Below are 22,940 nucleotides of genomic sequence, written 5' to 3'. Positions count from 1 at the left end.
CGCGTGGTCTGGCAAGCCGCGGCCTTACAGGCTAGCTTCCCGCGCGAGTGGGGCGACGTGCGTCGGCAGGATGCGCAAGCGACGCTCCGGCATCTTGAATTTGTACCGGCAGGAGGCCTTGCTTGATTATCGTTGTCGGCTCGATCAACCTCGATCTTATCGCCAATGTCGACCGATTGCCGAGCCCTGGCGAGACAGTGAGCGGCTCGAGTTTCGCCACCGCGCCAGGCGGTAAGGGCGCTAATCAGGCGCTGGCCGCCGCGCGCGCCGGTGGCCAAGTGCGCATGGTGGGCGCCGTTGGCAAGGACAGCTTCGCCGCGGAGGCGCTGGCACTGCTGCGCGACGGCAAGGTCGACCTGTCCGGCGTCGCCGAAACCTTTGCCTCGACGGGTACGGCGCTGGTCATGGTCGGCGATGACGGCGAGAACATCATCGCCGTGGTGCCGGGGGCCAACGCTTCCGTCCTGCCCGGCGACCTCTCCAAGGCCTTTCTGAAAAAGGGCGACGTCGTGCTTTTGCAGCACGAGATCCCGCTGGCGACCGTGGATGCGGCACTCGACCAGGCTAGGGCGGCCGGCGCCATCACCGTGCTCAACACGGCGCCCTTCCAGGGCGAAGCAGCGGCTTTCCTCGGCAAGGCCGACTACGCGATCGCCAACGAGACCGAGTTCGACCTCTATGGCGAAGCGTTGAAGCTGAGCGGCCGCGACCGGGCGGCACGCATGCGTGACTTCTCGGTGAAAACTGGCCGCACCATCGTCGTCACGCTCGGCGGCGACGGCGTCATGGCGGCGACGCCGAGCGGCTTCCTGACCGTTTCGGCCATGAAGATCACGCCTGTCGACACGGTCGGCGCAGGCGACACGTTCTGCGGTTACTTCGCCGCTGGCCTGTCGTCCGGTCTCGCGCTCGAGGAGGCATTGGCACGCGCCGGTGCGGCCGGCTCGCTGGCCTGCTTGAAGCCCGGCGCCCAGCCGTCAATCCCTCGGGCTGGGGATGTCGATCAGGCTTTGCAGGAAAAGCGCTGAGATGCTGCGTCCCCAGACGAAACATGCCGTGCCGCCGGCCGGTGATATCTGTCGCTTGTCCGCTATCGAGATTGCCGACGCGATCCGCCGCAAGAAACTGTCGGTACGCGAGGTGGTGACGGCCTTCCTCGACCGCATCGAAACGGTCAATCCGCTGGTCAACGCCATCGTCTCCTTGCGCGACCGTGGCGACATCCTGCGCGAGGCCGATGCAGCCGATAGCCGCCGCCGGGAGGGCGAAACAGGCCCGCTCTTCGGCCTGCCGATCGCCATCAAGGACCTCGCCTCGACCACCGGCCTCAGAACCTCCTTCGGCTCGCCGATCTTCGCCGATTTCGTGCCGCAGGAAGACGATTTCTTCGTCGAGCGCATCCGCGACGCCGGCGCCATCATCATCGGCAAGACCAATGTCCCCGAATTCGGGCTCGGCTCGAACACCTACAACCCCGTATTCGGGCCGACGCTGAACGCTTTCGATCCGGCGCTCACCGCCGGCGGATCGAGCGGCGGCGCGGCGGTGGCGCTGGCGCTCGACATGGTGCCCGTCGCCGACGGCAGCGATTTCGGCGGCTCGCTGCGCAATCCGGCGGCCTGGAACAACGTCTACGGCTTCCGCCCGTCGCAGGGGCTTGTCCCCGGCGGGCCGGACCTCGAGGTCTTCCACGCACAGATGGGCGTTGACGGGCCGATGGGCCGCAATGTCGCCGACATGGCGCTGCTGCTCGACGTGCAGGCGGGTTACCATCCGCATGCGCCCTTGTCCTATGAGAAGCAAGGCTCGTTCCTCGAAGGGCTTGGAACGCCGGCGAAAGGCGGCCGCGTCGCCTGGTTCGGCGATCTCGGCGGGCATCTGCCGGTCGAACCGGGCATCCTCGACCTGTGCGAGGCGGCACTCGGCCGGTTCGCGGAAGCATCCTTCCTGGCCGACCCCTTCAAGCCGGATTTCGATTTGGAGGGGCTGTGGCAGGCCTTCGTGATGCTGCGCCAGGCCAGCAGCGGCTGTGCGCTCAAAATACACTATGACGACCCTTCCAGGCGCGGCCTGCTGAAGCCGGAAGCCATCTGGGAGGTGGAAAACGCAATGCGGCTGACGGCACCGCAGATCCGCGCGGCATCGGTCATCCGCACGTCCTGGCATCGGATGCTGCTGTCGATCTTCGACCGCTTCGATCTCATCGCGCTGCCGACCGCGCAGGTCTTTCCCTTCGACGTCGGCAGGCACTGGCCGCGCGAGGTCGCCGGCCGGGCGATGGACAGCTATCATCGCTGGATGCAGGTTTCGGCCTTCGCCACGCTGGGCGGCTGCCCGGCGGTCAACGTGCCCATTGGCTTCGACGACAAGGGCCGACCAATGGGCATGCAGCTGATCGGCCGGCCGCGCGGCGACCTCGCCGTGCTCCAGGCGGCGGCGGCCTATGAGGCGATACTGCCCTGGCAGGCCGGCGCCTGACCCGGGCGCTTCGGCGTGTAGCAACGCCTCGCGCGCCGGCTTGCATCGCTATCGCCGCCATGCATTGATTGCCGCCAGCCGCACCGCATCGGCGGCATTCCAAGGGAAAAAATCCATGTCGCTGGAACTCTACGCCGCCTATGTCCTCGCCTGCATCGTGATCATCCTTGTGCCCGGTCCGACCGTCACGTTGATCATCGCCAACAGCATCCGCCACGGCTCCCGCGCGGGCCTTGCCAATGTCGCCGGCACGCAGGCCGGGCTTGCCATCATGATCGCCATCGTCGGCATCGGCCTCAACACACTGATCGCGGGCATGGGCCACTGGTTCGAATGGGTCAGGCTGATCGGCGCCGCCTACCTGATCTGGATGGGCGTGCAGATGTTCCGCTCCAAGGGCACGCTGAATGCCGACGGAACGGCGCGAAAGCCGCGCGGCGGCTTCTTCCTGCAGGGCCTGCTGGTGGCGCTGAGCAATCCCAAGACGCTGGTGTTCTTCGGCGCTTTCTTCCCGCAGTTCATCGCCCCGCAAGGCAATTATTCGCTGCAGATCGTCGTCATGGGCCTCACCGCCATGATCTTCGCCGCCTTCTCGGATTCGTCCTATGCGCTCGCCGCCGGCCGCGCCGGGCGCCTGCTGTCGGCCAGCCGTATCAAGCTCATGTCCAGGATCAGCGGCAGCTTCCTGGTCGGCGGCGGCCTGTGGCTGGCATTTTCACGGTCGAAGTAACGGCAGAAGCCGGCGACAGTCGAACTACCATCGCCGGGAACAGGGTGACGGCTGATTGAAAGTCTGTTCTCCTGCCACCACATGAATCGGCATTGAGGGATTCATGTCTATGTCGTGGACGTATGAAGGTTTGAAGAGGAATGCGCCTGGCGTGATCCTATTCGGCGGTTTATTTGCGATAATGGCTGTGTCGGCGCTTAACAAGTCGGCGAATGACGCAAGTTTGATCCGGTCGGTTGTTGCGATCAATGGAACGATCAAGAGCGTCTATTGGGCCAAGAATAACGGCCCCACTTACGCGCTGTCCCTCAACGACAACTCGCTCGTGTTCGTCGACGATGAGCAGCCGCACCTGATTGGCTCGAACGCCAGGATTGAGCGCGTTACCCGAAACAATGGCTCGGTATCTTACCGGTTTTCGAACTGAAGCTTCGGGATTAATTTTAAAAGTCCCCTTGAAGTAAAATCGAGAGCCCACTTATCTGTTGGACATGGGAACGTCCCAGTTTTCTTTTAGAAATCGCCTGCTTTTGCTGGGATGAATTTGGTGAAGCAGCCGTTGGCGTAGCTATGTTTTGCGCTCTCGCTCTTGGGCTTTTGATCCCTGCCATGATGAGGCAAGCCGACCCCGTTGTCGGCACACAGCTGGTGAGGGGCATCGTCGAATACAGCACGACGATGCCCCTCAATCCAAAAATTGCTGTCGGCCAAGGGTTTCACTACAGATATGAAGTCCGCCTCGCGGACACCGCCGAACTCGTGTTTGTCGACGGCGAATTGGATGCGCCACGCATGATCGGGTCGGAAGTATCGATCGAGCGGCAGCACCACAAGCATGGCGCCGACACCTATCGATTGCCAAACGGGTGAAGAGACGGCCCCTAAAGCCGCCCCAACCTTTCCACCAGCAGCGCGAAAAACTCGTCATGGTCGATGTCGCGCATCACCATGGCGTTCTTTTCCCGATTGGTGACGCCCCACCAGTCGATGACGGTCATGCCCATGGTCAGCTCCGAAACGGTTTCCACGCTGACGTTGCAGTTGCGGCCCTTGAACAGATCCGGCTTCAGCAGATAGGCGATGACGCAGGGATCGTGCAGCGGGCCGCCGTCGGTGCCGTATTTCTCCTCGTCGAAGCGTTCGAAGAATTCCAGCATCTCGGCGGCGGCAATGCCGACCTTGGTGCCGAGTTTGCGGAAGGCCTGCGTGCGCTTGGCTGTGGTCAGCGCCTTGTGGGTGACGTCGAGCGGCATCATCACGATCGGAATGCCGGACTTGAACACCAGGTCGGCCGCCTGCGGATCGACGTAGATGTTGAATTCGGCCGTCGGGGTGACGTTGCCGCCTTCGAAAAAGCCGCCGCCCATCAGCACGATTTCCTTGATGCGCGGCGCGATCCGCGGTTCGCGGATCAGCGCCAGCGCGATATTGGTGAGCGGTCCGAGCGCGCAGAGCGTGATGGTGCCACTGTCTTCCTTCATCAGCGTCTCGACGATGAAGTCGACGGCATACTGCTCCTGCAGCTTCATCGTCGGTTCGGGCAATTGCGGCCCGTTGAGGCCGGTCTTGCCATGCACTGCCTCGGCGGTGACCAGTTCGCGCGCCAGCGGACGGATGGCGCCGGCATAGACCTTGATGTCGGGTCGACCGGCCAGTTCGCAGATCTTGCGGGCATTCTTTTCGGTAAGCTTCAGCGGCACGTTGCCGGCGACGGCGGATATGCCGACGATCTCCAGTTCGGGGCTGCCAAGCGCCAGCAGAATGGCGACGGCATCGTCCTGGCCGGGGTCGGTGTCGATGATGATCTTGCGTGGTTGCGGCATTTCAATTCCTTGTTTGGCTGGCCGTGAGCTCACCGGGTCGATCACGCGCCCGAAGGACGCCGAAACGTCTGCAAACTGCCGAACCGCTCGACCGGGAACGATCCCGACCCCAGCGCTTCTCCTTGCATCCGCGCGTCGTTTCAAGCGCCATGTCGATTATTCCTGTGAGTCCAAGGCCTGGTCTTTTTGGGCGGGTCTTTTGACGGCTTGAACTTGGTCGTGGGCCGGACCATATCAAGGACAACGGGAAAAATGCCATCTGGGTTTTTCCACTTTATGTCGCTCTTCAGAGGACAGTGTAACATGAGCCGAATGACGCCTTTCTCCAGCCCGCTTCTCCTGGGTTTCGACGCCATGGAAAAGACGCTGGAACGTCTGGCGAAATCCGGCGACAGCTACCCTCCCTACAACATCGAACGGCTCAGCGGTGCCGACGGCAAGGCCGAAAGGCTGCGCATCACACTCGCCGTCGCCGGTTTCGCCGAAAGCGATCTCGATGTGACAACGGAGGAAAACCAGTTGGTCGTGCGCGGCCGTCAAACCGACGACACCGAGCGCGAATTCCTCCACCGCGGCATTGCCGCGCGCCAGTTCCAGCGTTGCTTCGTGCTGGCCGACGGTATGCGGGTTATCGCGGCGGAACTGAAGAACGGCCTTTTGTCGATCGATCTCGATCGGCCGGAGTCCGAACGGCTGGTACGGAAAATAAACATATCGGTGAAAGACTGATCTTTACCGATGGCTCTCATGCGGGATGGCCTATGCCCCTGAAAAGGGCGGCGTCCTCGCGCCAAGGAGGCTTGAAATGACCAGAACTGAAAATATCACCATGACGAATGGCGAATTCGCCCATCTCGGCGAGGGCTCCGTCGCTTATCTGCGCAAGGTCTCGAGCGATGAACTGCTCGGCCGCTTCCCCAACATCGGTGAAATCGCGCCCGGCATGGAATTGTGGGCCCTGTTTGCCGCCAATGGCCAGCCGATCCTGCTTTCCGACGCGCGTGACCGCGCGCTGGCCGGCGCCATGGAAAACGACTTGACCACCGTCGCCATTCATTAAGGCAATTCCAGGAAAAGTGTTTGGCGGTTTTCCCGGGAAAAACGCATGGCGTTTTCCCTTGGGAATTGCGTCAAGACAAAAATCGGCGGACTGGCCGGCTGAAACGAAAAGGGCCGCTCACCGCGGCCCTTGCATATCCGTTCAAAAAAGACATCAGGCCGCGTGCGAGGCCTGCGTATCCGACAAAAGCGCATGGATCGCCGTGGCATCGCGCGTACCCCTCACCTTGGCCACGGTGTCGGCGTCGCGCAGCACCCGGGCAATGCGCGACAGCGCCTTCAGGTGGTCGGCGCCCGCCCCTTCCGGCGCCAGCAGCAGAAACACCAGATCGACAGGCTGGTCGTCCAGCGATTCGAAATCGACGGGCGTCTCCAGCCGGGCGAAAACACCGGCAATACGCTTCACGCCGGCCAGCTTGCCGTGCGGAATGGCGATGCCATTGCCGACGCCGGTCGAGCCCAGCCGCTCACGCTGCAGGATGGTGTCGAACACCTCCCGTTCCGGAATGCCCGAAATCGCCGCGGCACGCTCGGACAGCAACTGCAGAAGCTGCTTCTTGGAGTTCGCCTTCAACGCCGGCAAAATCGCCGGAACGCTGATAAGATCGCTCAGACCCATGCTTGAAAATCCCTTGTTCGCCTGCCGTCACCAGTCCCCACCCCTCGTGCGGCCGGCTTTTATCCCAGTGCGACCCTTGTCGTCACGCCTGTGAGACCTTGGTCGTGGACGGGTCGATCCAGCCGATATTTCCATCGGGCCGGCGATAGACGATGTTGAGATGGTCGGTTCCAGCGTTACGGAAGACGAAGACCGGGCTGTCCTTGGTGTCGAGTTCGATGACCGCAGACGCCACCGACATGGTCTTCAGCGTCATGGTCGATTCGGCGATGATGGCGGGCGCAAAATCCTCCGACATCTCCTCTTCGTCATCGGCAAGCGGCGCCATTACCGTATAGGCGATGTCGGTCAACTCACCGTTGCCGCCGCCTGAATTGTGCGATTTCAGCCGACGCTTGTAGCGCCGAAGCCGGGTCTCCAGCCGGTCCGCCGCCGTCTCGAAGGCAAGCGTCGGATCCTGAGCATCGCCTGTGGCCTGCAGCGAAGCGCCCGAATCCAGCCGGATCATGCAATCCGCCGAATAGCGCGAGCCCGATTTGATGACCGTGACATGTCCGGCGAAGCCGCGATCGAAATATTTGCCGATTGCTTCGCCGACACGATCGTTGATGCGTGTACGGAACGCATCGCCGATATCCATGTGTTTTCCCGATATGCGCAGATTCATCTGAAAACTGACCTTCCTTGCTCAGGCTTCAAACTGGCCGGAGTTTATACTCGTGGTCCGTGCGCACAAGCTTTGCGGCGTCACTCGCGCCGATTTAAATCCAAACTTTCCGGTTGATCACAAGCCGCCTTCTTGACCATCCCGAGGTCATTGTCGTGACGGACCATCCGCTAGCGGGCATCGAGCCCGTCTCATGCGGGCGGGCTTCTAGCCACTTCACCGCGGCTTGTCAATGAAGCTCGAAGGCTGTGGAAAATCGCACACGCCTAGCGTCCTGCGCTGGCCAATGCCCGTTTCTCGCGCCGGCGCTGCACGGAGGATGGAATATTCATGCCTTCCCGGTATTTGGCGACCGTTCGCCGGGCAATATCGACGCCGCTTTCCCTGAGCATGTCGACGATCGCATCGTCCGACAGCACATCGACGGGTTTCTCCTCGTCGATCAGCTGCTTGATGCGGTCACGCACGGCTTCCGAGGAATGCGCGTCGCCGCCGCCCGATGCCGCGATCGAAGCGGTGAAGAAATAGCGCAGCTCGAACACACCGCGCGGGGTCAGCATGTATTTGTTCGCGGTGACCCGGCTCACGGTCGATTCGTGCATGCCGATGGCATCGGCCACCGTGCGCAGGTTGAGCGGCTTCAGGTGGCGCACGCCATGGACCAGGAAGGCATCCTGCTGGCGGACGATCTCCGAGGCCACTTTGAGGATCGTCTTTGCCCGCTGGTCCAGGCTGCGCGTCAGCCAGTTGGCGTTTTGCAGGCACTCGGCCAGGAAATCCTTTTCCGCCTGGTTCTTGGCGTGCGGAGAGACCTGGGCAAAATAGATATGGTCGACCAGCACGCGCGGCAGCGTTTCGGCATTGAGTTCGACGGTCCAGCTGCCGTCATTGGCCGCGCGCACCTCGACATCGGCGACGATGGCGTCGCTGGCGCCGCCCGAAAACGCCATGCCCGGCCGCGGATCGAGAGCCCGGATCTCGGCCAGCATGTCGAGCAGGTCTTCTTCGTCGACGCCGCAGATGCGCTTCAGCGCGTGAAAATCGCGACGCGCCAGCAGTTCGAGATTGGCGACCAGGGCCTTCATCGCTGGATCGAGCCGGTTACGCACGGCAAGCTGCAGCGACAGGCATTCGGCAAGATCGCGCGCGAACAGCCCCACCGGCTCGAAGGTCTGGCACACGGCCAGCACCTTGCCCACGGCCGCGGCGTCAGCGCCCAGCCGCGTGGCGACCTCGGCGAGATCGGCCCTGACATAGCCGGTTTCGTCGAGGCCATCGGCGAGTTCCCTGGCGATCAGCCGCGCCGCGGGATCGACGAAGGCGAGCGCGATCTGCTCGCCGACATGGTCGCGCAGCGTGATGGCGCTCGCCGCCATGTCGCCGGCATCAAGCCCCTCGGACGAGGAGCCGCCGCCATTGCCCGAAGCCGATTTCCATTGCGCCGTCAGGTCAGGCCCGAGCCGCTCGCTGGTGCCCGGATCGTCGGGAAACAGGTTTTCCAGGGACGTATCGAGCTTTTCCGAGATCGCCTCGGCGCTCCAGCCCGCCTCGTTCTCGAACCAGTCGCCTTCGGCGGCCGCTTGCGGCTCCGCCTCGGTTTTCTGCGCCAGGTCGCCCACGGCATCGTCCTGCGGCTCGGCGCGCTCCAGCAGAGGGTTGCGCTCGATCTCCTCGTCAATGAAATGTTCGAGTTCGACATGGGTGAACTGCAGCAGCCGAATCGACTGCATCAGCTGCGGCGTCATCACCAGCGACTGCGATTGTCGGAGCTGTAGTTTGGCCGCCAAAGCCATGGTTCGGTTTCAAACGCCTCATCTACGCATCCGGACATCCGGAAAAGAATTTTCGCGGCCGGCCATAGAAACTGGCCCGGCTTTTGCTTGTCAAGGCAAAGGCTAGCAAAACCCGCTTACCGGAGCGTTATCCCGGAGCAAAATCGCGAAAAAACAGGCCGCAACGCGCAAAAAATCGTGTCAGGAAACAAATTTCACGCTCAGAGCGATTCCAGGAAAAGTTGGAGACGGCCTTCCCGGCGAAAGCGCCCGGCGCTTTCCCCAGGGAATTGCGTCACGAAAAAAGGCTGAGCGGTTTGGCATTTCCGTGAAACGGTGAACGGCCTACAGCGTAAAACCCTCACCGAGATAAAGCCGCCGCACGTCGGGGTTTGCCACCACTTCGTCGGCCCGGCCATGGGTCAGCACCTGGCCGGCGTGGATGATGTAGGCGCGGTCGATCAGGCCGAGCGTCTCACGCACATTGTGGTCGGTGATCAACACGCCGATGCCGCGCGCCGTCAGGTGGCGCACCAGCTGCTGGATGTCGGCGACAGCGATCGGATCGATACCGGCAAAGGGCTCGTCGAGCAGCATGTAGGCCGGGCGCGTCGCCAGAGCGCGCGCGATTTCCAGGCGCCGCCGCTCGCCGCCCGACAGCGACATGGATGGCGCCTTGCGCAGGTGGCTGATGTGGAATTCCTCGAGCAGTTCGTCCAAGTTGCGCTCGCGCACCTTGCGGTCCTTCTCGACCACTTCCAGCACGGCGCGGATATTCTGCTCGACGTTGAGGCCACGGAAAATCGACGCTTCCTGGGGCAGGTAGCCGATGCCGAGGCGAGCGCGGCGGTACATCGGCATCGAGGTGACGTCGAAGCCGTCGATCTCGATCGTGCCTTCATCGACCGGCACCAAGCCGGTGACCATGTAGAAGCAGGTGGTCTTGCCGGCGCCGTTGGGGCCGAGCAGCCCCACAGCCTCGCCGGCACGCACGCCAAGCGTGACGCCACTGACGACCTTGCGGCCCTTGTAGCTCTTGGTCAGACCCTTGGCGATCAAGGTCCCCTTGAACTTCGCCTTGTCGACATTGATCGTGGCCGGAGCCGAAAGCTTAGCTGCGGCTCGTCCCGGAAGACGTGCCGTCAGCGACGACAGGCTGGCCATCAGGGGTTCGTCGCTCCCGATTTCGGCGGCGGCGTGATCGACATCACGACGCGCTTCCCGGCGCATGGATCGACCTGGGCAAGCCCGGTTTTCATCTGCACGACCAGTTTGCAGCCGACCAGGACGTTGTCGTTTTGCGAGAGCACCACCTTCTGACCCGAAAGCACCAGAACCTGGCTCTTCATGTCGAAGCTGCCTTGATCGGCGGTCGCGACCTGCGCATCCGACTTGATGTAGACCTTGTCGGAAATCTCCAGGTGATCGATGTTGGCCGAGCCGGTCATCGCCGCGCCCGCGGCTTCCGTGCCCTTGGCGGCGGCGTTGGCATCCTTGACGTAATAGACCGTCATCTTGCCGGCCTTCATCAGCGTCGGCCCCTGGACGACGCTGACATTGCCCGTGAAGATGGCGACACTGTCGGCCTGGCGGACTTCCAGCTTGTCGCTTTCGATCTGGATCGGCTTGTCACCGGACAGTTTCAGGCCTGATTGAGTGGTCGACTGCGCCAATGACGGTGCCAAGCCCAGCAGGAGCAGCGCTGACGTTGCGGCCACCAGCCGTGTCGAACTATTGAGCCACATTCGCTTCTTCGCCCTTTGCCTCAGCCGCCTTCAGAGCGGCGGGATCGATGTTGACGCGCACTTTGTTCTCGAACACCAGGATCTTGCCATTGTCCTGGACCGACATCGAATCCGCCGTGATCTGCGACCCGCCACGGCTGACATCGACGGGATCGTCCGTCTTCATAGTGCCTTTGCCCATGTCGAGGAAGACCGATTTGAACTTGGCTTGCAAGCCGTCTGTCGTGGTGATCGTGACATCGCTGTTCAGTTTCATCGTATTGCCATCGCGATCGTAGGTGCCGTGCGAGGCTTTGACCGCCGCGACATTGTCGGACGCGATCGGCACCTTGGCGTCTATGCCCTCAAGCTCGATGATGCCTTGCGTGCTGACGTCCTGTATCGCCCGCAGGGCCGTCATCGAATAAGGTTGCTTCAGCTTGGTGAACCCGTTGAGCTTGGGATTGGCCATCACCAGCTTGCCATTCGAAAAGGCGGTACCTTCCGCCTGTACGGCTACGGAAACGGGTGCGGCGAGATAGGAATAGACCGGGAAGGCGACAGCGATCAGCGCCGCGGCCAAGGGCAGGGCGTATTTGAGCACCCGCACGCGGCGCGAATGACGCTGGGCACGGTCGAACGCATCGCCCCGCGTCTGGTCATCCGCCGGGGGCGCCAACTCCGCCTCGGGACTGGTCGGCTCAATCGGTCGCGCTAACATGACTGCTTTCTTCTAAAACCCTGCCCCCACGGAGCACCGCCTATAGGTGGTACGCCAGCGCTCTCAAGCAAGCACAAGCCCACGAAAACCGCAAAAATGTGACAGCTGTCGTTGTACAAACGAAAACGAGGTCAGCACAACAGCCGCTGCTTCATAGCAGAAATAGACGCCCTTGCGTCTTTTTTCATGACCGGCGCGCCTCGGCTCATCTTGCGTGCGTTACGCGGGCCATCCACAAAACCGACCGCATGGGAAACGCCGTGCGCGGATTGCCGCGCCGTAAAAGGACGGAACTGCTTCCCGATAGAGACATCATGGTCTAAAAGCGTCTCTTCCCGCCGACTGTGAGGCTGACCATGGCACTAAGAGCCGACGACCTGATCGACCGCCGCCGTTTGCGGCGCAAGCTGACATTCTGGCGTGTCGCGGCTATCGGCATCGTGGCCCTCGGGGTGATTGCGCTATCGACCTGGTTTTATGGCGACGATTTCGGCGGCGCGACGGTCGACCATATCGCCAAGGTCAGGATCGAAGGCACCATCACCGAGGACGACGAACTGATCAAGCGGCTGGAAACCATCCGCCAGTCGTCGAAGGTGAAGGGCGTGATCCTGGCGATCGATTCGCCCGGCGGCACCACCGTCGGCGGTGAATCGATCTACGAGGAGGTGCGCAAGCTGGCCGCCGACAAGCCTGTCGTGGCCGAGGTCGGCACGCTCGCCGCTTCGGCGGGCTACATGATCGCCAGTGCCGCCGATCACATCGTCGCCCGCAAGACCTCGATCGTCGGCTCGATCGGCGTGCTGATCCAGTATCCTGACGTCAGCGGCATGATGGACAAGCTCGGCGTCAAGTTGGAAGAGGTGAAATCCTCGCCGCTGAAGGCCTCGCCCTCGCCCTTCAAGCCGACCAATGACGATGAGCGCGCCATGGTCCGCAAGCTTATCCTCGACAGCTACGACTGGTTCGTCGGCATCGTTGCCGAGCGCCGCAAGATGACCCATGAGCAAGCGCTGGCGCTGGCCGATGGTTCGATCTTCACCGGCCGCCAGGGCGTCGCCAACGGACTGATCGACGCCGTCGGCGGCGAGACCGTGGCGATCGACTGGCTGGCGACCAAGGGGGTTGATGCCAAACTCAAGGTGGTCGAGTGGAAGGAGACAGAACGGCGCGGCGGCTTCCTGTGGTCAAAAGCCATGGTGAAAACGGTCGGCAGCGCGCTCGGCCTGCCCGATTCCGGCGGCGACATCATCCATGAACTTGGCGCCGACCGCTTGTTTCTTGACGGTCTCGTTTCCGTCTGGCACCCTTGAGCGCCGTTTGGGACAGCCGAAAAAGCAAATAAAATCATCCTCATAATTTTGACCGCAGTACTTTCACGGGGACCCGTCTGATGATCAAGTCCGAACTTGTGCAGATTATTGCCACGCGCAATCCGCATCTTTTCCTGCGCGACGTCGAAAACATCGTCGGCGCGATCTTCGATGAGATCACCGACGCGCTTGCCGAAGGCAACCGGGTCGAGCTGCGGGGCTTCGGTGCGTTTTCGGTGAAAAACCGCCCTGCCCGCACCGGCCGCAATCCGCGCACCGGCGAATCCGTCGAGGTCGAGGAGAAGTGGGTGCCGTTCTTCAAGACCGGCAAGGAACTGCGCGAAAGGCTGAACGGCGGCAAGTAGGCGCCGCGTCAGCGCCAGCTTCCGACGGAAAACACAATGCTCAATCGTTTCATGCTCATCGTGGTCTTCGTGCCTCTCGCGATCATCCTGATCGCGCTCGCCGTCGCCAACCGCGAACTCGTCGCCTTCACGCTGGACCCGTTCAACCCAGGCAATCCAAAGCTGACGCTGAGCTTGCCTCTGTTCATTTTCCTGTTTGCGGCTCTCGCCATCGGCATGATCGTCGGCAGCCTGGCAACATGGGTCAAGCAGGGCCGCTACCGCAAGCTGGCGCGCCAGCGCGGCGTCGAGGCCGAAAACCTGCGCCAGGCGGTCAGCCGCGCGCCGGCGGCACCGCAGGCGCCTGTCCAAGGGGCAGCATTGCCCAAGCCGACCGCTTGAACCGCCGCTCGCCGTCTTTCGTTCAACGGAGCCTTTCATGCTGACCATTTCGGCCGCCGAGGTCGACCGTGCGCTGACCTTTCCTGGATTGGTCGAGACATTGCGCACGGCGTTTCGCGAGGGCGCGGTGCAGCCGGTCAGGCATCATCACGCGGTCGAGCGGCCGGACGGCGCGGCCTCGACCTTGCTGCTGATGCCGGCATGGACCGATTTCAACGCCGCCGGCACCTCCGCCGGCGGTCACATCGGCGTCAAGATCGTCACCGTCTCGCCCGACAACAATGCCGTCGGCAAGCCCGCTGTGATGGGGCTCTATCTCTTGCTCGAAGGCGCCACCGGCGAACCGGAAGCCTTGATCGACGGCCAGCGGCTGACCCAGTGGCGCACGGCCTGTGCTTCGGCGTTGGCGGCGTCCTACCTCGCCCGCGACGATGCCGCGCGGCTGCTCGTGGTCGGCGCCGGAGCGCTGTCGCCCTTCCTCGCCAAGGCCCATTCGGCGGTACGGCCGATAAACACCATCCGCATCTGGAACCGCACGCCGGCCAACGCAGAGAAAGTCGCGGCCGATCTGCGCGCCGAGGGCTTCGCGGCCGGCGCCGCGACTGATCTCGATGCCGAACTCGGACAGGCCGACATTATCTCCTCGGCGACAATCACCACCACGCCGCTCATCAAGGGCGCACTGCTCAAGCCCGGAACCCATGTCGACCTGGTCGGCGGCTTCACGCCGGCGATGCGCGAGAGCGATGACGACGCCATCGTGCGCGCACGCGTCTATGTCGACACCCGCGCCGGCGCCACCAAGGAGGCCGGCGACATCGTCCAGCCACTGGCCTCGGGCGTGTTGAAGCCGGAAGCCATCGTCGCCGATTTGCACGAACTGGCGCGCGGTCAGAAGAAGGGCCGCGAAAGCGCCGGCGAAATCACGCTGTTCAAATCGGTCGGCGCCGCGCTCGAGGATCTTGCCGCCGGCATTGCCGTCTACGAGGCGCTGAAGGGCTAGCTTGACGCCGGCACTGCCAGTTTGGCGCCCATCGCCCCGGCGATCAGCGCGAAATCGGCCGCGCTGATCGGGAACAGCCCAAAGCGCAGCTGATACCCCCAATTCGATTTGCCGACGGTGAATTCCAGCCTGTCGAGCAACGGCTTGATCGGCGTTTCCTCGGCCCTTGCCCAGTCGACATCGCGGCGGAACGGCGTGAAGCCGCCGCCCATCTCGCCTTGATAGGGTTCGCCTTCCCGCACCGTGCCGATCGCCGTGAATGATTGCAGGCCGTCTTTCTCGCCCAGAACGGTGGTCGGCGAATAATAGACGATGCCGTCGCCGGGCCTGACGCGGCGCAGGGGTGCCGCCTTGCCGTGGTTGACCTGCATGAAGCCGCCCTGGCGACCGCGCCGGACATGTTGCGCCGAAGCCACCGCGATCCAGTGCGCGCTCATTTTTGTTCTCCATTGGCCTGTTCCCCGTCGGACAGCCAATAGACACGCAGGCGATGATTGTCGGGATCGAGCGCGACGAATGTGCGGCCGAAATCCATGTCGGTCGGCGCCTGCAGGATTTTCAGGCCGCGTCCGGACCAATCGGCATGGGCGGCATCGACCGCCTCAGGCGTATCGAGCGCAAAGACGATCTCGGCGCCGCCACCGGCCGCTTCCGCCGCCGGCTCCACCGTATGCCGCGACCAGAGGCCGAGCTTGAAGCCGTTGTCGAGCACGAACAGCACGAATGTCGGCGCGCTTTCCGCCGGCTCGCGTCCCAGCAGCGCACTATAGAAGGCGCCGCTCCGCAGCGGCTGGTCGACATAGAGGATAACGAAATTCGGGGTTGCCATATCTGTTCTCCAGGGCCGAGCGTTTCGATATGTGCCCTGCATAGGATGACATACTGTCAAATTCTGGCAGCAGCGTTCATGGACCACGCGGTCGGTCGAGCGTGGCTCGCCATTCCTTGAGCAGCGCCTGCCGGCGGCGCGGGTAGCGCATGTCGGTTGCCTTCAGCTCGGCAATACGGTCGGCGCGAAAATGGCGGAAATCCTGCCGCATCTCGCACCACGCCACCACCACCCGCACCTTGTCGAAGAAGCCGAGCGCAAACGGCCAGACCACGCGCTCGGAAGCGGCGCCACCCGCGTCGCGATAGAGGAAGCCGAGCTTGCGTTCGTTGCGGATGGCCTGCCGCACGATGCCGAGGTCGATGCCCTCGATGATCGCCGCGGAGGGCCCGACAAGCAGCGTCGAGGCATCGAGGTCCTCGCGCAGATCGTCCGGCAGCACGGCGGCGATCTTGGCCAGCGCATTGCCGGCCGCGGCCGAGAGACGCCGGTCCGGCTGCTTTGCGACCCATCGCGAGCCGAGCACGATGGCCTCGATCTCCTCGTCGCTGAACATCAGCGGCGGCAGCATGAAACCGGGCTTGAGCACGTAGCCGACCCCCGCCTCGCCCTCGATCGGCGCCCCCTGCCCCTGCAGCGTGGCGATGTCGCGGTAGAGCGTGCGGATCGAAATCCCGAGCTCGGCGGCCAACACCTGACCGCTCACCGGCCGGCGATGCCGGCGCAGGCACTGGATGAGGTCGAGGAGGCGTTCGGAGCGGGACATGATGCTGCAATCCGGTGCTGCCGGACGATAGGGCTACCGCGCTTTCGACGGCAAGCGATTTGACCTGGAACACCTTCGGCATCCCCCCGTTATCCGGCAATGACGGAGATGCGCGGATTCCTGTTGTTCTGGTGTACCCTGACCGCCACCATCGCGGCGCTCAGCCTTGGACCGTCCTTCGCCCATGTCCTGGAATCGGTCCCTCGACTGACCAAATGGTCGCCATCCCTCTGGCGCGAAACCACCGTTTTCAACGGCCAATTCCTGCTGTTCGCGGTCATCGGCGCTCCCCTGGACGTGGCTGCGATTGCCTGTCCGGGGCTTCTGGCATGGCTGCTTCGTGCCGATCGTCCGGCCTTCTGGTTCGTGCTGGCCGCCGCCGTGCTTTATGCCGTCTCCCTGGCGATGTGGTCCATTCTGGTCAAACCGGCGAATGATGTTCTGGCCACATGGGTGCACGGACCAATCCCTGACAACTTCGACGCCATCCGGCTGCGTTGGGAAACGGGTCATATGGTCGTCACCGGCATCAAGGCCGCCGGCTTCGTATCGCTGGTTGTCGGCCTGCTTTCGATCAGGCACGGCTGACCGGTTGGAGCCGTCGGCGATCGCCGTTTGTTGCGCACAGGGGTGAAGCTGTGGCAGAAGCGGGCCAAACCGCCGGAGATGCTGCTTCTTGAAGTCTTTTCGCGACAAACGCCGCGACGGCCGCCCGCACCAGCCGACGAAAAGTGGGGCCGCACAGCCGCGCCCGCCGGAGAATCGGCCGACGGTCAAGGCAGACGCCAGGCCGCGCGAACAACACATCGTGAAACCGGACAACCAGCCCGAGCCGAAATCGGCGCCGCGCATCCTGGCCCGCCGCGATGGCGCCCTGCCCGCCGAGCAGCTTCCCGTGATCCTCGAAGTGGCGCCGAATGCCGATTATGCGCTGCTCGACAGCGGTACAGGCCAAAAACTCGAGCAGTACGGCCCCTACCGGATCGTGCGGCCGGAGGGCCAGGCCATCTGGCAAAAGGCCTTGCCCGCGAAGGACTGGGAGCGTGCCGACGCCGTCTTCACCGGCGACACCGACGAGGAAGGCATTGGCCGCTGGCGTTTTCCGAAGATGCCGCTCGGCGAGACCTGGCCGATGAAGCATGACGGCATCGACTATCTCGGCCGTTTCACCTCGTTTCGTCATGTCGGCGTCTTTCCCGAGCAGGCCTCGCACTGGGACCACATGGCCGGGCTGATCGCGGCGGCCAAGCGTCCGGTCAAGGTGCTGAACCTGTTCGGCTACACGGGTCTTGCCTCGCTGGTGGCGGCCCGCGCCGGGGCCGAGGTCACCCATGTCGACGCCTCGAAGAAAGCCATCGGCTGGGCTCGTGAAAACCAGGAGATGGCCGGGCTTGGCGGCAAGCCAATCCGCTGGATCGTCGACGACGCGGTGAAGTTCGCCGAGCGCGAGGAACGCCGCGGCAGCCGCTACGACATCGTGCTCTTCGATCCGCCGGCCTATGGTCGCGGCCCCAAGGGCGAGGTCTGGCAATTGTTCGAGGATTTGCCGGCGCTCACCGATCTCTGCCGCTCGATCCTGACCCCAAAGCCGCTTGCCGTGGTGCTGACCGCCTATTCGATCCGCGCCTCGTTCTTCGCCATTCATGCCTTGATGCGCGATACGTTTGCCGGCATGGGCGGCAAGATCGAGTCGGGCGAGTTGATCATCCGCGAAAAGTCCGCCGGCCGGGCACTTTCGACCTCACTGTTTTCGCGCTGGGTGGCCTGAATGCCCCGGAGTCCTGAATGAACGAACGGCATGCCGGCGCACCCGGGCAGGTTAAGGAAGTCACCAGCCTCGCCAATCCGTTGGTCAAGGACATCAAGGCGCTCGCCTTGAAGAAGTTCCGCGACCAGCAGAACGCCTTCATGGCCGAAGGACTGAAGCTGGTCATCGATGCGCTCGATCTGGGCTGGCAGATCCGGACGCTTGTGTTCGCCAAGGCCGGGCGCGGCAACCCCGCGGTGGAAAAGGTCGCAGCGCGCACGGTTGCCGCCGGCGGCACGGTGCTCGAAGTGTCGGAAAAGGTGCTTGTCGCCATCACCCGCCGCGACAATCCGCAAATGGTGGTCGGCGTCTTCTCGCAGAAATTCCTGGCCCTGAAAGATGTCCACGCCGACAATGGCGACGTCTGGGTGGCGCTCGACCGGGTGCGCGATCCCGGCAATCTCGGTACCGTCATCCGCACCGTCGACGCCGTAGGCGCCAAGGGTGTCATCCTGGTCGGCGACACCACCGATCCGTTTTCGGTGGAGACGGTGCGCGCCACCATGGGTTCGATCTTCGCCGTGCCCGTCGCCAAGGCGACGACCGAGGCTTTCCTCGCCTGGCGCGGCGGCTTTTCAGGCCTCGTCGCCGGCACCCACCTGAAGGGCGCGGTCGACTACCGCTCGGTCGACTTTTCCCGCGGGCCGGTGCTCCTGATGATGGGCAATGAGCAGCAGGGCCTGCCCGAAAGCCTGGCGGCGAGTTGCGACAGGCTGCTCAGGATTCCCCAGGCTGGCCGCGCCGATTCGCTCAATCTCGCCGTCGCCACCGGCATCATGTTGTTCGAGATCCGGCGCGGCGCGCTGAAGCTCGAACCCGTCACCGACCAGCAGTGAAGGTTGCCTGCCCATGAGATCATGGTCCCCCTATGCACTGCTCGCCGTCATCGCCATAGCGCTCGACCAGTGGGTAAAACACCTGGTCGAGACCGGCCTGCCCTTTCAGGAAAAGCTCGATCTCTTGCCGTTCCTGGCGCTGTTTCGCACCTACAACACCGGCATCGCCTTCTCGATGTTCTCCTCCCTCGGCGATACGGGCCTCGTGGTCATCGCCGTGTTGGTCGTCGCTTTCGTGCTCTATCTCGCCACGCACACGCCATCGGGCCATGTCATCGCCCGCACCGGCTTTGCCCTGATCATCGGCGGAGCGCTGGGCAATCTGATCGATCGCGCCGTCTACGGCCACGTCATCGATTACATCCTGTTTCACACCCCGGTCTGGTCCTTCGCCGTCTTCAACCTCGCCGACGCCTTCATTTCCGTGGGCGCGGCATTGGTCGTCTTCGACGAGCTCATCGACTGGCGGCGCGAGCCCAAATCGTCGAACGCCAAGCCTTCCAACGCCAAGCCTTCGAACGCCAAGCCTTCCAAGGATTGACCGCGCGCGGCCATCGCCGCACAGTCCACACCGCCAAGCAAGCTCGCGGAGAAGAAGATGCCCGAAACCTTCAAAGCCATCCTCGTTTCGCGCGACGCCGACAAGAAGCAGTCGGTAGCCGTGACAAATCTCACCGACGCCGACCTGATGGACGGCGACGTCACCGTCGCGGTGGAAGCAACGACGGTGAATTACAAGGACGGACTGGCCATTACGGGCAAGGCGCCGGTGATCCGCCGCTGGCCGCTGGTGCCGGGCATCGATCTCTCCGGCACCGTCGTCTCGTCTTCCCATTCCGGCTGGCGCAAGGGAGACAAGGTGATCTTGAACGGCTGGGGCGTCGGCGAAACGCATTTCGGCGCCTATGCGGGGCGCGCCCGCGTCAACGGCGACTGGCTGGTTCCGCTGCCGGAAGGCATGAGCCCGCATGATGCGATGGCGGTCGGCACCGCCGGCTACACCGCCATGCTCTGCGTCATCGCGCTGGAACGGCACGGCATCCTGCCCGATCGTGGCCCGGTGGTGGTGACGGGCGCCGCCGGTGGCGTCGGTTCGGTCGCGGTCTCCATCCTGTCCAGCCTCGGCTACCATGTCATTGCCTCGACCGGCCGCAATGCCGAAAGCCCCTATCTGATCAACCTTGGCGCGGCCGAGGTGATCTCGCGTGACGAGCTCAACCAGCCCGCCAAGCCGCTGGCCAAGGAACGCTGGGCCGGCGGCATCGATGCGGTCGGCAGCCACACGCTGGCCAATGTGCTGTCGATGACCTCCTATGGCGGCGCGGTCGCCGCCTGCGGCCTGGCCGGCGGCATGGATCTGCCGTCGAGCGTGGCTCCCTTCATCCTGCGCGGCGTTTCCCTGCTCGGCATCGATTCGGTGATGGCGCCGAAGGCGGTGCGTCTCGAGGCCTGGCGACGCATCGGCGCCGATCTCGACCTGCAGAAGCTCGCCAGCCTGTCCACGACCATCGGCTTCGACGGCATCATCGATGCCGCGCGCGACATCGTCGGCGGCAAGATCCGCGGGCGCGTCGTCGTCGACATGTGACCTGCCTGACAGGCCTGCGGGCGGCCCGAACCGGCCAAATCCGGTGGCAAATCCGCCGCTGCCGCGACAAAAACGCCTAACCGCTAAAATTCGAACGATCCGCCGCAATTTTCCATAATCTCTGTCTGGCAAGGGTTTCGCATGATCGCGGAATCCGGCAGCCAACAGGCGGATATTGGCGACGACGTCGACGCGCTTGCCGCGCCGGCGCCGGCGCGGCGGTTCATCGCCGCGCCACCGCTGGTGCCCGAGCAGCAATTGGCCGGGGGGGAAGGTCTGCCGCTCGTGACCTTCTTTGCCATCGTCGTGCTGGCGGGCCTCGCGCATCTGACTGGGGCCCCGATCTTCATCAGCCTCGCTCTGCTGGCAACCGGCCTCGCCGGCCTTGCCATGCACCTGCAAGCCAGGCGCAGCGTCCACCGCACCGCGGTGATGCTCGACGAGACCAGCGCCCGCAGCCGCGCCGAGATCGAGACGCTGGCCGACCGCATGTGGGAAATGCAGGAAAGCGAAGAGCGCTTTCGCGGTCTCATCGACGCACTTGGCGACCTCGTCATCCATCGCGACCGCGATGGCTACATCGTCTATGCCAACAAGGTGTTCGCCGACCTCGTCGAAACCGATCAGCGCGACCTTGCCGGCAAGACGCTGGCCGAACTCGGCATCGAGGTCGGCATCGTTCCCGATGCCGCCTTTTCCGACCATGAATGCCTGAGTTCCACCGATGTCGCCATCCGCACGCCGAGCGGCCCGCGCTGGTTCTCGTGGATCGAACTGTCGGTGCGCGACAAGGACAGCGGAGCGGCTTCGCATCGCGCGATCGCCCGCGACATCACCGCCCGCAAGCGCGCCGAATCCTCGCTGATCACCGCGCGCGAGCGGGCCGAATACGCAAGCCAGGCCAAATCGCGCTTCCTCGCCACCGTCAGCCATGAAATCCGCACGCCGATGAACGGCATCATGGGCATGGCCAGGCTGCTCGCCGACACCAGCCTGTCGCCGGAGCAGCAGACTTATGTCGGCGCAATCTCGACATCGGCCAGCGCCTTGCTCGCCCTGATCGAGGACCTGCTCGACTATTCCAAGATCGAGGCAGGGCGCTTCGATCCCGAGCCGCAGCCGATGTCGGTGCGCGAGATCGCCGACAACATCATCGAACTTCTGGCCGCGCGCGCCTTCGCCAAGGATATCGGCCTCGGCTGCCACGTCGAGCCGGATGTGCCGCAGATGATCACCGCCGATCCGGGCAGGGTCAGGCAGGTGCTGCTCAACCTCATCGGCAACGCCATCAAGTTCACCGACGGCGGCGGCGTGCTGGTCAGCGTCGCGCGCGCCCGCACCGAGACCACAGATCGCATCTGCTTCACCATCGCCGATACCGGTCCCGGCCTGCGCGACGAGGATATGGAGCGCATCTTCGAGGAGTTCGAGCAGGCCGACGGCACCTCGACGCGCACGCATGGCGGGGCCGGCCTGGGACTTGCTATCTCCAAGCGTCTGGTGGCTGCCATGGGCGGCACGATCTCGGTCTCCAGCCGGCTTGGTCAGGGATCGGAATTCGTGTTCGAAATCCCAGCTACAGCGGCCACCGAGGCGCCGCAGGGCCGGCTCGACGCGCTTGCCGGCAGGCGCGCTGTGATCCTGTCCAGGAACGCCGTCGAGGCCGATGCCATCGCCCGCACCATCCGCGCCAGTGGCGGCACGGCCGGCATCGCCACCACTGTGGCGCAGGCCGCGCCCTTCGCTCACGGCTGCGACGTGCTTCTGGTCGACGCGGCCATGGAAGAGAGCGATGGAAGGCTGCTCAAGCGGTTGCGCCAAAGCGGCTTCTCCGATTGCGAGGCCATCACGCTGATCGCACCGACCGACCGCGGCATGCTGGGCGAATTCCGCGCCAGCGGTTACACGACCTTCCTTGCCCGGCCGGTGCGCGGGGGAACACTTTTGCGTGTCCTCTTGAGCAGCCATGCGCCGGCACTTGCCCACCCGCAGCCGGAAAAGCGTCGCACACCCGCGCTACGTGCCTCGAGTGACCGCCAGCAGGGCCTGTCGGTGCTGATCGCCGAGGACAACGACATCAATGCCATGCTGGCCCGTGCCACGCTGTTGAAGGCTGGGCACCGCGTCCAAGTGGTCGGCAATGGCAAGGCAGCGGTCGAGGCCGTCACCAGCGCCGGGCACAAGCACCGCTTCGACGTGGTACTGATGGACCTGCATATGCCGGTCATGGATGGGCTGGACGCCATTGCCGCGATCCGCCGCCATGAGGAGGAGACATCCGCGCCGCCCGTGCCGATCATGGTGCTGTCAGCCGATAGCCAGGAAAAGACCCGCCATGCCGTGCTTGCCCACGGCGCCAGCGGTTTCGTCACCAAGCCGCTCGATCCCGACGCGCTGGTCAACGCCGTCGAGGGCCAGGTCGCCGCTTGAGCCGGTTTTTCCCGGCACGTGGCTGATCC

At 63.8% G+C, this 22,940-nt stretch carries 27 protein-coding genes; 16 read left to right on the top strand and 11 right to left on the bottom strand.

All coding sequences use genetic code 11. The features are described 5' to 3' along the window. The first annotated feature begins 122 nt into the window (after positions 1 to 122). The 4 genes from AC0NIH_RS08770 to AC0NIH_RS08755 all read left to right on the top strand — a co-directional run bounded on the left by AC0NIH_RS08770 (position 123) and on the right by AC0NIH_RS08755 (position 3,635). Entirely contained in the window at positions 123 to 1,028 is a 906-nt protein-coding gene (locus tag AC0NIH_RS08770) for a ribokinase (RefSeq protein WP_352712451.1), read from the top strand. A gap of 1 nt (position 1,029) precedes the next feature. Beyond that, positions 1,030 to 2,478 carry an amidase gene (locus tag AC0NIH_RS08765; protein ID WP_473463870.1) on the top strand — a complete coding sequence of 483 codons (1,449 nt, stop codon included), beginning with the start codon at positions 1,030 to 1,032 and terminating at the stop codon, positions 2,476 to 2,478. Between the two features lie 115 nt (positions 2,479 to 2,593). Then, on the top strand, positions 2,594 to 3,208 hold the full coding sequence (locus tag AC0NIH_RS08760; RefSeq protein WP_473463868.1) for a LysE family translocator: 615 nt from the start codon (positions 2,594 to 2,596) through the stop codon (positions 3,206 to 3,208). A gap of 103 nt (positions 3,209 to 3,311) precedes the next feature. Then, a complete protein-coding gene (locus AC0NIH_RS08755) occupies positions 3,312 to 3,635 on the top strand; it encodes a hypothetical protein (protein WP_023779272.1) in 324 nt (107 codons plus the stop codon). An 86-nt stretch (positions 3,636 to 3,721) separates the two neighbouring features. Here the strand turns inward: AC0NIH_RS08755 and AC0NIH_RS08750 are convergent, their stop codons facing one another. Then, positions 3,722 to 4,045, bottom strand: a complete 324-nt coding sequence (locus tag AC0NIH_RS08750; RefSeq protein ID WP_473463865.1) for a hypothetical protein — start codon at positions 4,043 to 4,045, stop codon at positions 3,722 to 3,724. Positions 4,046 to 4,089: 44 nt separating this feature from the next. After that, a complete protein-coding gene (locus AC0NIH_RS08745; RefSeq protein WP_473463862.1) occupies positions 4,090 to 5,031 on the bottom strand; it encodes a nucleoside hydrolase in 942 nt (313 codons plus the stop codon). A gap of 303 nt (positions 5,032 to 5,334) precedes the next feature. On the opposite strand from AC0NIH_RS08745, the gene AC0NIH_RS08740 reads away from it, so the two are divergent. Both AC0NIH_RS08740 and AC0NIH_RS08735 read left to right on the top strand, forming a co-directional pair. Beyond that, positions 5,335 to 5,760 (top strand): Hsp20 family protein, encoded by a 426-nt coding sequence (locus tag AC0NIH_RS08740; protein WP_013893014.1) that lies wholly within the window; start codon positions 5,335 to 5,337, stop codon positions 5,758 to 5,760. Between the two features lie 76 nt (positions 5,761 to 5,836). Further along, complete coding sequence (locus tag AC0NIH_RS08735; RefSeq protein ID WP_013893013.1) at positions 5,837 to 6,091, top strand: BQ00720 family protein; 255 nt, start codon at positions 5,837 to 5,839, stop codon at positions 6,089 to 6,091. A 153-nt stretch (positions 6,092 to 6,244) separates the two neighbouring features. On the opposite strand, the gene ptsN is transcribed toward AC0NIH_RS08735, so the two are convergent. The 6 genes from ptsN to lptC all read right to left on the bottom strand — a co-directional run bounded on the left by ptsN (position 6,245) and on the right by lptC (position 11,593). Then, complete coding sequence (gene ptsN, locus AC0NIH_RS08730; RefSeq protein WP_013893012.1) at positions 6,245 to 6,709, bottom strand: PTS IIA-like nitrogen regulatory protein PtsN; 465 nt, start codon at positions 6,707 to 6,709, stop codon at positions 6,245 to 6,247. Between the two features lie 82 nt (positions 6,710 to 6,791). Further along, positions 6,792 to 7,376, bottom strand: a complete 585-nt coding sequence (gene hpf, locus AC0NIH_RS08725; RefSeq protein WP_023764055.1) for a ribosome hibernation-promoting factor, HPF/YfiA family — start codon at positions 7,374 to 7,376, stop codon at positions 6,792 to 6,794. Positions 7,377 to 7,642: 266 nt separating this feature from the next. Further along, a complete protein-coding gene (rpoN, locus tag AC0NIH_RS08720) occupies positions 7,643 to 9,169 on the bottom strand; it encodes an RNA polymerase factor sigma-54 (protein WP_473463858.1) in 1,527 nt (508 codons plus the stop codon). Between the two features lie 324 nt (positions 9,170 to 9,493). Then, on the bottom strand, positions 9,494 to 10,312 hold the full coding sequence (gene lptB, locus AC0NIH_RS08715; RefSeq protein ID WP_023764053.1) for an LPS export ABC transporter ATP-binding protein: 819 nt from the start codon (positions 10,310 to 10,312) through the stop codon (positions 9,494 to 9,496). Next, positions 10,312 to 10,893 carry an LptA/OstA family protein gene (locus tag AC0NIH_RS08710; protein WP_023764052.1) on the bottom strand — a complete coding sequence of 194 codons (582 nt, stop codon included), beginning with the start codon at positions 10,891 to 10,893 and terminating at the stop codon, positions 10,312 to 10,314. Before AC0NIH_RS08710 ends, lptB begins: the two co-directional genes overlap by 1 nt. Next, positions 10,880 to 11,593, bottom strand: a complete 714-nt coding sequence (gene lptC / locus AC0NIH_RS08705) for an LPS export ABC transporter periplasmic protein LptC (protein WP_473463856.1) — start codon at positions 11,591 to 11,593, stop codon at positions 10,880 to 10,882. The genes AC0NIH_RS08710 and lptC overlap by 14 nt, the downstream gene beginning before the upstream one ends. 356 nt (positions 11,594 to 11,949) lie before the next feature. Between lptC and sppA the strand changes: the two genes are divergently transcribed. The 4 genes from sppA (at position 11,950) to lhpI (ending at position 14,655) form a co-directional block, all read left to right on the top strand. Continuing rightward, complete coding sequence (sppA, locus tag AC0NIH_RS08700) at positions 11,950 to 12,906, top strand: signal peptide peptidase SppA (RefSeq protein WP_473463853.1); 957 nt, start codon at positions 11,950 to 11,952, stop codon at positions 12,904 to 12,906. Positions 12,907 to 12,986: 80 nt separating this feature from the next. Beyond that, a complete protein-coding gene (locus tag AC0NIH_RS08695) occupies positions 12,987 to 13,271 on the top strand; it encodes an integration host factor subunit beta (RefSeq protein WP_006200394.1) in 285 nt (94 codons plus the stop codon). Positions 13,272 to 13,307: 36 nt separating this feature from the next. Beyond that, positions 13,308 to 13,652: a DUF1049 domain-containing protein gene (locus tag AC0NIH_RS08690; protein WP_023764049.1), complete on the top strand. Its 345-nt coding sequence runs from the start codon at positions 13,308 to 13,310 to the stop codon at positions 13,650 to 13,652. A 37-nt stretch (positions 13,653 to 13,689) separates the two neighbouring features. Beyond that, the gene (gene lhpI, locus AC0NIH_RS08685) at positions 13,690 to 14,655 is read left to right on the top strand and encodes a bifunctional Delta(1)-pyrroline-2-carboxylate/Delta(1)-piperideine-2-carboxylate reductase (protein WP_473463850.1); all 966 of its coding nucleotides are present in this window, start codon (positions 13,690 to 13,692) and stop codon (positions 14,653 to 14,655) included. On the opposite strand, the gene AC0NIH_RS08680 is transcribed toward lhpI, so the two are convergent. From AC0NIH_RS08680 to AC0NIH_RS08670, 3 genes are all read right to left on the bottom strand, one after another. Beyond that, positions 14,652 to 15,092: an EVE domain-containing protein gene (locus AC0NIH_RS08680; RefSeq protein ID WP_473463848.1), complete on the bottom strand. Its 441-nt coding sequence runs from the start codon at positions 15,090 to 15,092 to the stop codon at positions 14,652 to 14,654. The two genes, lhpI and AC0NIH_RS08680, sit on opposite strands and share 4 nt — an antisense overlap. Then, on the bottom strand, positions 15,089 to 15,484 hold the full coding sequence (locus tag AC0NIH_RS08675) for a VOC family protein (protein ID WP_473463845.1): 396 nt from the start codon (positions 15,482 to 15,484) through the stop codon (positions 15,089 to 15,091). The genes AC0NIH_RS08680 and AC0NIH_RS08675 overlap by 4 nt, the downstream gene beginning before the upstream one ends. A 76-nt stretch (positions 15,485 to 15,560) precedes the next feature. Further along, positions 15,561 to 16,250: a helix-turn-helix transcriptional regulator gene (locus tag AC0NIH_RS08670; protein ID WP_473463842.1), complete on the bottom strand. Its 690-nt coding sequence runs from the start codon at positions 16,248 to 16,250 to the stop codon at positions 15,561 to 15,563. A gap of 99 nt (positions 16,251 to 16,349) precedes the next feature. On the opposite strand from AC0NIH_RS08670, the gene AC0NIH_RS08665 reads away from it, so the two are divergent. From AC0NIH_RS08665 to AC0NIH_RS08640, 6 genes are all read left to right on the top strand, one after another. Then, positions 16,350 to 16,838: a DUF1772 domain-containing protein gene (locus tag AC0NIH_RS08665; RefSeq protein WP_473463839.1), complete on the top strand. Its 489-nt coding sequence runs from the start codon at positions 16,350 to 16,352 to the stop codon at positions 16,836 to 16,838. 88 nt (positions 16,839 to 16,926) lie between these two features. Next, positions 16,927 to 18,018, top strand: coding sequence for an RsmD family RNA methyltransferase (locus tag AC0NIH_RS08660; RefSeq protein ID WP_473463837.1), 1,092 nt, complete (start codon positions 16,927 to 16,929; stop codon positions 18,016 to 18,018). Between the two features lie 17 nt (positions 18,019 to 18,035). Further along, positions 18,036 to 18,893 (top strand): TrmH family RNA methyltransferase, encoded by an 858-nt coding sequence (locus tag AC0NIH_RS08655; RefSeq protein WP_473463835.1) that lies wholly within the window; start codon positions 18,036 to 18,038, stop codon positions 18,891 to 18,893. Positions 18,894 to 18,906: 13 nt separating this feature from the next. Further along, positions 18,907 to 19,434 (top strand): signal peptidase II, encoded by a 528-nt coding sequence (gene lspA, locus AC0NIH_RS08650; protein WP_473463833.1) that lies wholly within the window; start codon positions 18,907 to 18,909, stop codon positions 19,432 to 19,434. Between the two features lie 57 nt (positions 19,435 to 19,491). After that, positions 19,492 to 20,481: an acrylyl-CoA reductase (NADPH) gene (gene acuI, locus AC0NIH_RS08645; RefSeq protein WP_473463830.1), complete on the top strand. Its 990-nt coding sequence runs from the start codon at positions 19,492 to 19,494 to the stop codon at positions 20,479 to 20,481. Positions 20,482 to 20,622: 141 nt separating this feature from the next. Further along, positions 20,623 to 22,911, top strand: coding sequence for a hybrid sensor histidine kinase/response regulator (locus tag AC0NIH_RS08640; RefSeq protein ID WP_473463827.1), 2,289 nt, complete (start codon positions 20,623 to 20,625; stop codon positions 22,909 to 22,911). Positions 22,912 to 22,940: the final 29 nt, after the last annotated feature.

It is taken from the genome of Mesorhizobium sp. WSM1386 (assembly GCF_055901595.1).
The sequence above is the reverse complement of the archived record's forward strand: the minus strand, read 5'-3'. Positions and strand labels throughout refer to the sequence as shown.

What these genes read in the sequence shown, in the direction of transcription:
- AC0NIH_RS08765 (WP_473463870.1), top strand. Translation starts at nt 1,030, where the DNA reads ATGCTGCGTCCCCAGACGAAACATGCCGTGCCGCCGGCCGGTGATATC.
- AC0NIH_RS08760 (WP_473463868.1), top strand. Translation starts at nt 2,594, where the DNA reads ATGTCGCTGGAACTCTACGCCGCCTATGTCCTCGCCTGCATCGTGATC.
- AC0NIH_RS08755 (WP_023779272.1), top strand. Translation starts at nt 3,312, where the DNA reads ATGTCTATGTCGTGGACGTATGAAGGTTTGAAGAGGAATGCGCCTGGC.
- AC0NIH_RS08750 (WP_473463865.1), bottom strand. Translation starts at nt 4,045, where the DNA reads ATGCTTGTGGTGCTGCCGCTCGATCGATACTTCCGACCCGATCATGCG.
- AC0NIH_RS08745 (WP_473463862.1), bottom strand. Translation starts at nt 5,031, where the DNA reads ATGCCGCAACCACGCAAGATCATCATCGACACCGACCCCGGCCAGGAC.
- AC0NIH_RS08740 (WP_013893014.1), top strand. Translation starts at nt 5,335, where the DNA reads ATGAGCCGAATGACGCCTTTCTCCAGCCCGCTTCTCCTGGGTTTCGAC.
- AC0NIH_RS08735 (WP_013893013.1), top strand. Translation starts at nt 5,837, where the DNA reads ATGACCAGAACTGAAAATATCACCATGACGAATGGCGAATTCGCCCAT.
- ptsN (WP_013893012.1), bottom strand. Translation starts at nt 6,709, where the DNA reads ATGGGTCTGAGCGATCTTATCAGCGTTCCGGCGATTTTGCCGGCGTTG.
- hpf (WP_023764055.1), bottom strand. Translation starts at nt 7,376, where the DNA reads ATGAATCTGCGCATATCGGGAAAACACATGGATATCGGCGATGCGTTC.
- rpoN (WP_473463858.1), bottom strand. Translation starts at nt 9,169, where the DNA reads ATGGCTTTGGCGGCCAAACTACAGCTCCGACAATCGCAGTCGCTGGTG.
- lptB (WP_023764053.1), bottom strand. Translation starts at nt 10,312, where the DNA reads ATGGCCAGCCTGTCGTCGCTGACGGCACGTCTTCCGGGACGAGCCGCA.
- AC0NIH_RS08710 (WP_023764052.1), bottom strand. Translation starts at nt 10,893, where the DNA reads ATGTGGCTCAATAGTTCGACACGGCTGGTGGCCGCAACGTCAGCGCTG.
- lptC (WP_473463856.1), bottom strand. Translation starts at nt 11,593, where the DNA reads ATGTTAGCGCGACCGATTGAGCCGACCAGTCCCGAGGCGGAGTTGGCG.
- sppA (WP_473463853.1), top strand. Translation starts at nt 11,950, where the DNA reads ATGGCACTAAGAGCCGACGACCTGATCGACCGCCGCCGTTTGCGGCGC.
- AC0NIH_RS08695 (WP_006200394.1), top strand. Translation starts at nt 12,987, where the DNA reads ATGATCAAGTCCGAACTTGTGCAGATTATTGCCACGCGCAATCCGCAT.
- AC0NIH_RS08690 (WP_023764049.1), top strand. Translation starts at nt 13,308, where the DNA reads ATGCTCAATCGTTTCATGCTCATCGTGGTCTTCGTGCCTCTCGCGATC.
- lhpI (WP_473463850.1), top strand. Translation starts at nt 13,690, where the DNA reads ATGCTGACCATTTCGGCCGCCGAGGTCGACCGTGCGCTGACCTTTCCT.
- AC0NIH_RS08680 (WP_473463848.1), bottom strand. Translation starts at nt 15,092, where the DNA reads ATGAGCGCGCACTGGATCGCGGTGGCTTCGGCGCAACATGTCCGGCGC.
- AC0NIH_RS08675 (WP_473463845.1), bottom strand. Translation starts at nt 15,484, where the DNA reads ATGGCAACCCCGAATTTCGTTATCCTCTATGTCGACCAGCCGCTGCGG.
- AC0NIH_RS08670 (WP_473463842.1), bottom strand. Translation starts at nt 16,250, where the DNA reads ATGTCCCGCTCCGAACGCCTCCTCGACCTCATCCAGTGCCTGCGCCGG.
- AC0NIH_RS08665 (WP_473463839.1), top strand. Translation starts at nt 16,350, where the DNA reads ATGACGGAGATGCGCGGATTCCTGTTGTTCTGGTGTACCCTGACCGCC.
- AC0NIH_RS08655 (WP_473463835.1), top strand. Translation starts at nt 18,036, where the DNA reads ATGAACGAACGGCATGCCGGCGCACCCGGGCAGGTTAAGGAAGTCACC.
- lspA (WP_473463833.1), top strand. Translation starts at nt 18,907, where the DNA reads ATGAGATCATGGTCCCCCTATGCACTGCTCGCCGTCATCGCCATAGCG.
- acuI (WP_473463830.1), top strand. Translation starts at nt 19,492, where the DNA reads ATGCCCGAAACCTTCAAAGCCATCCTCGTTTCGCGCGACGCCGACAAG.
- AC0NIH_RS08640 (WP_473463827.1), top strand. Translation starts at nt 20,623, where the DNA reads ATGATCGCGGAATCCGGCAGCCAACAGGCGGATATTGGCGACGACGTC.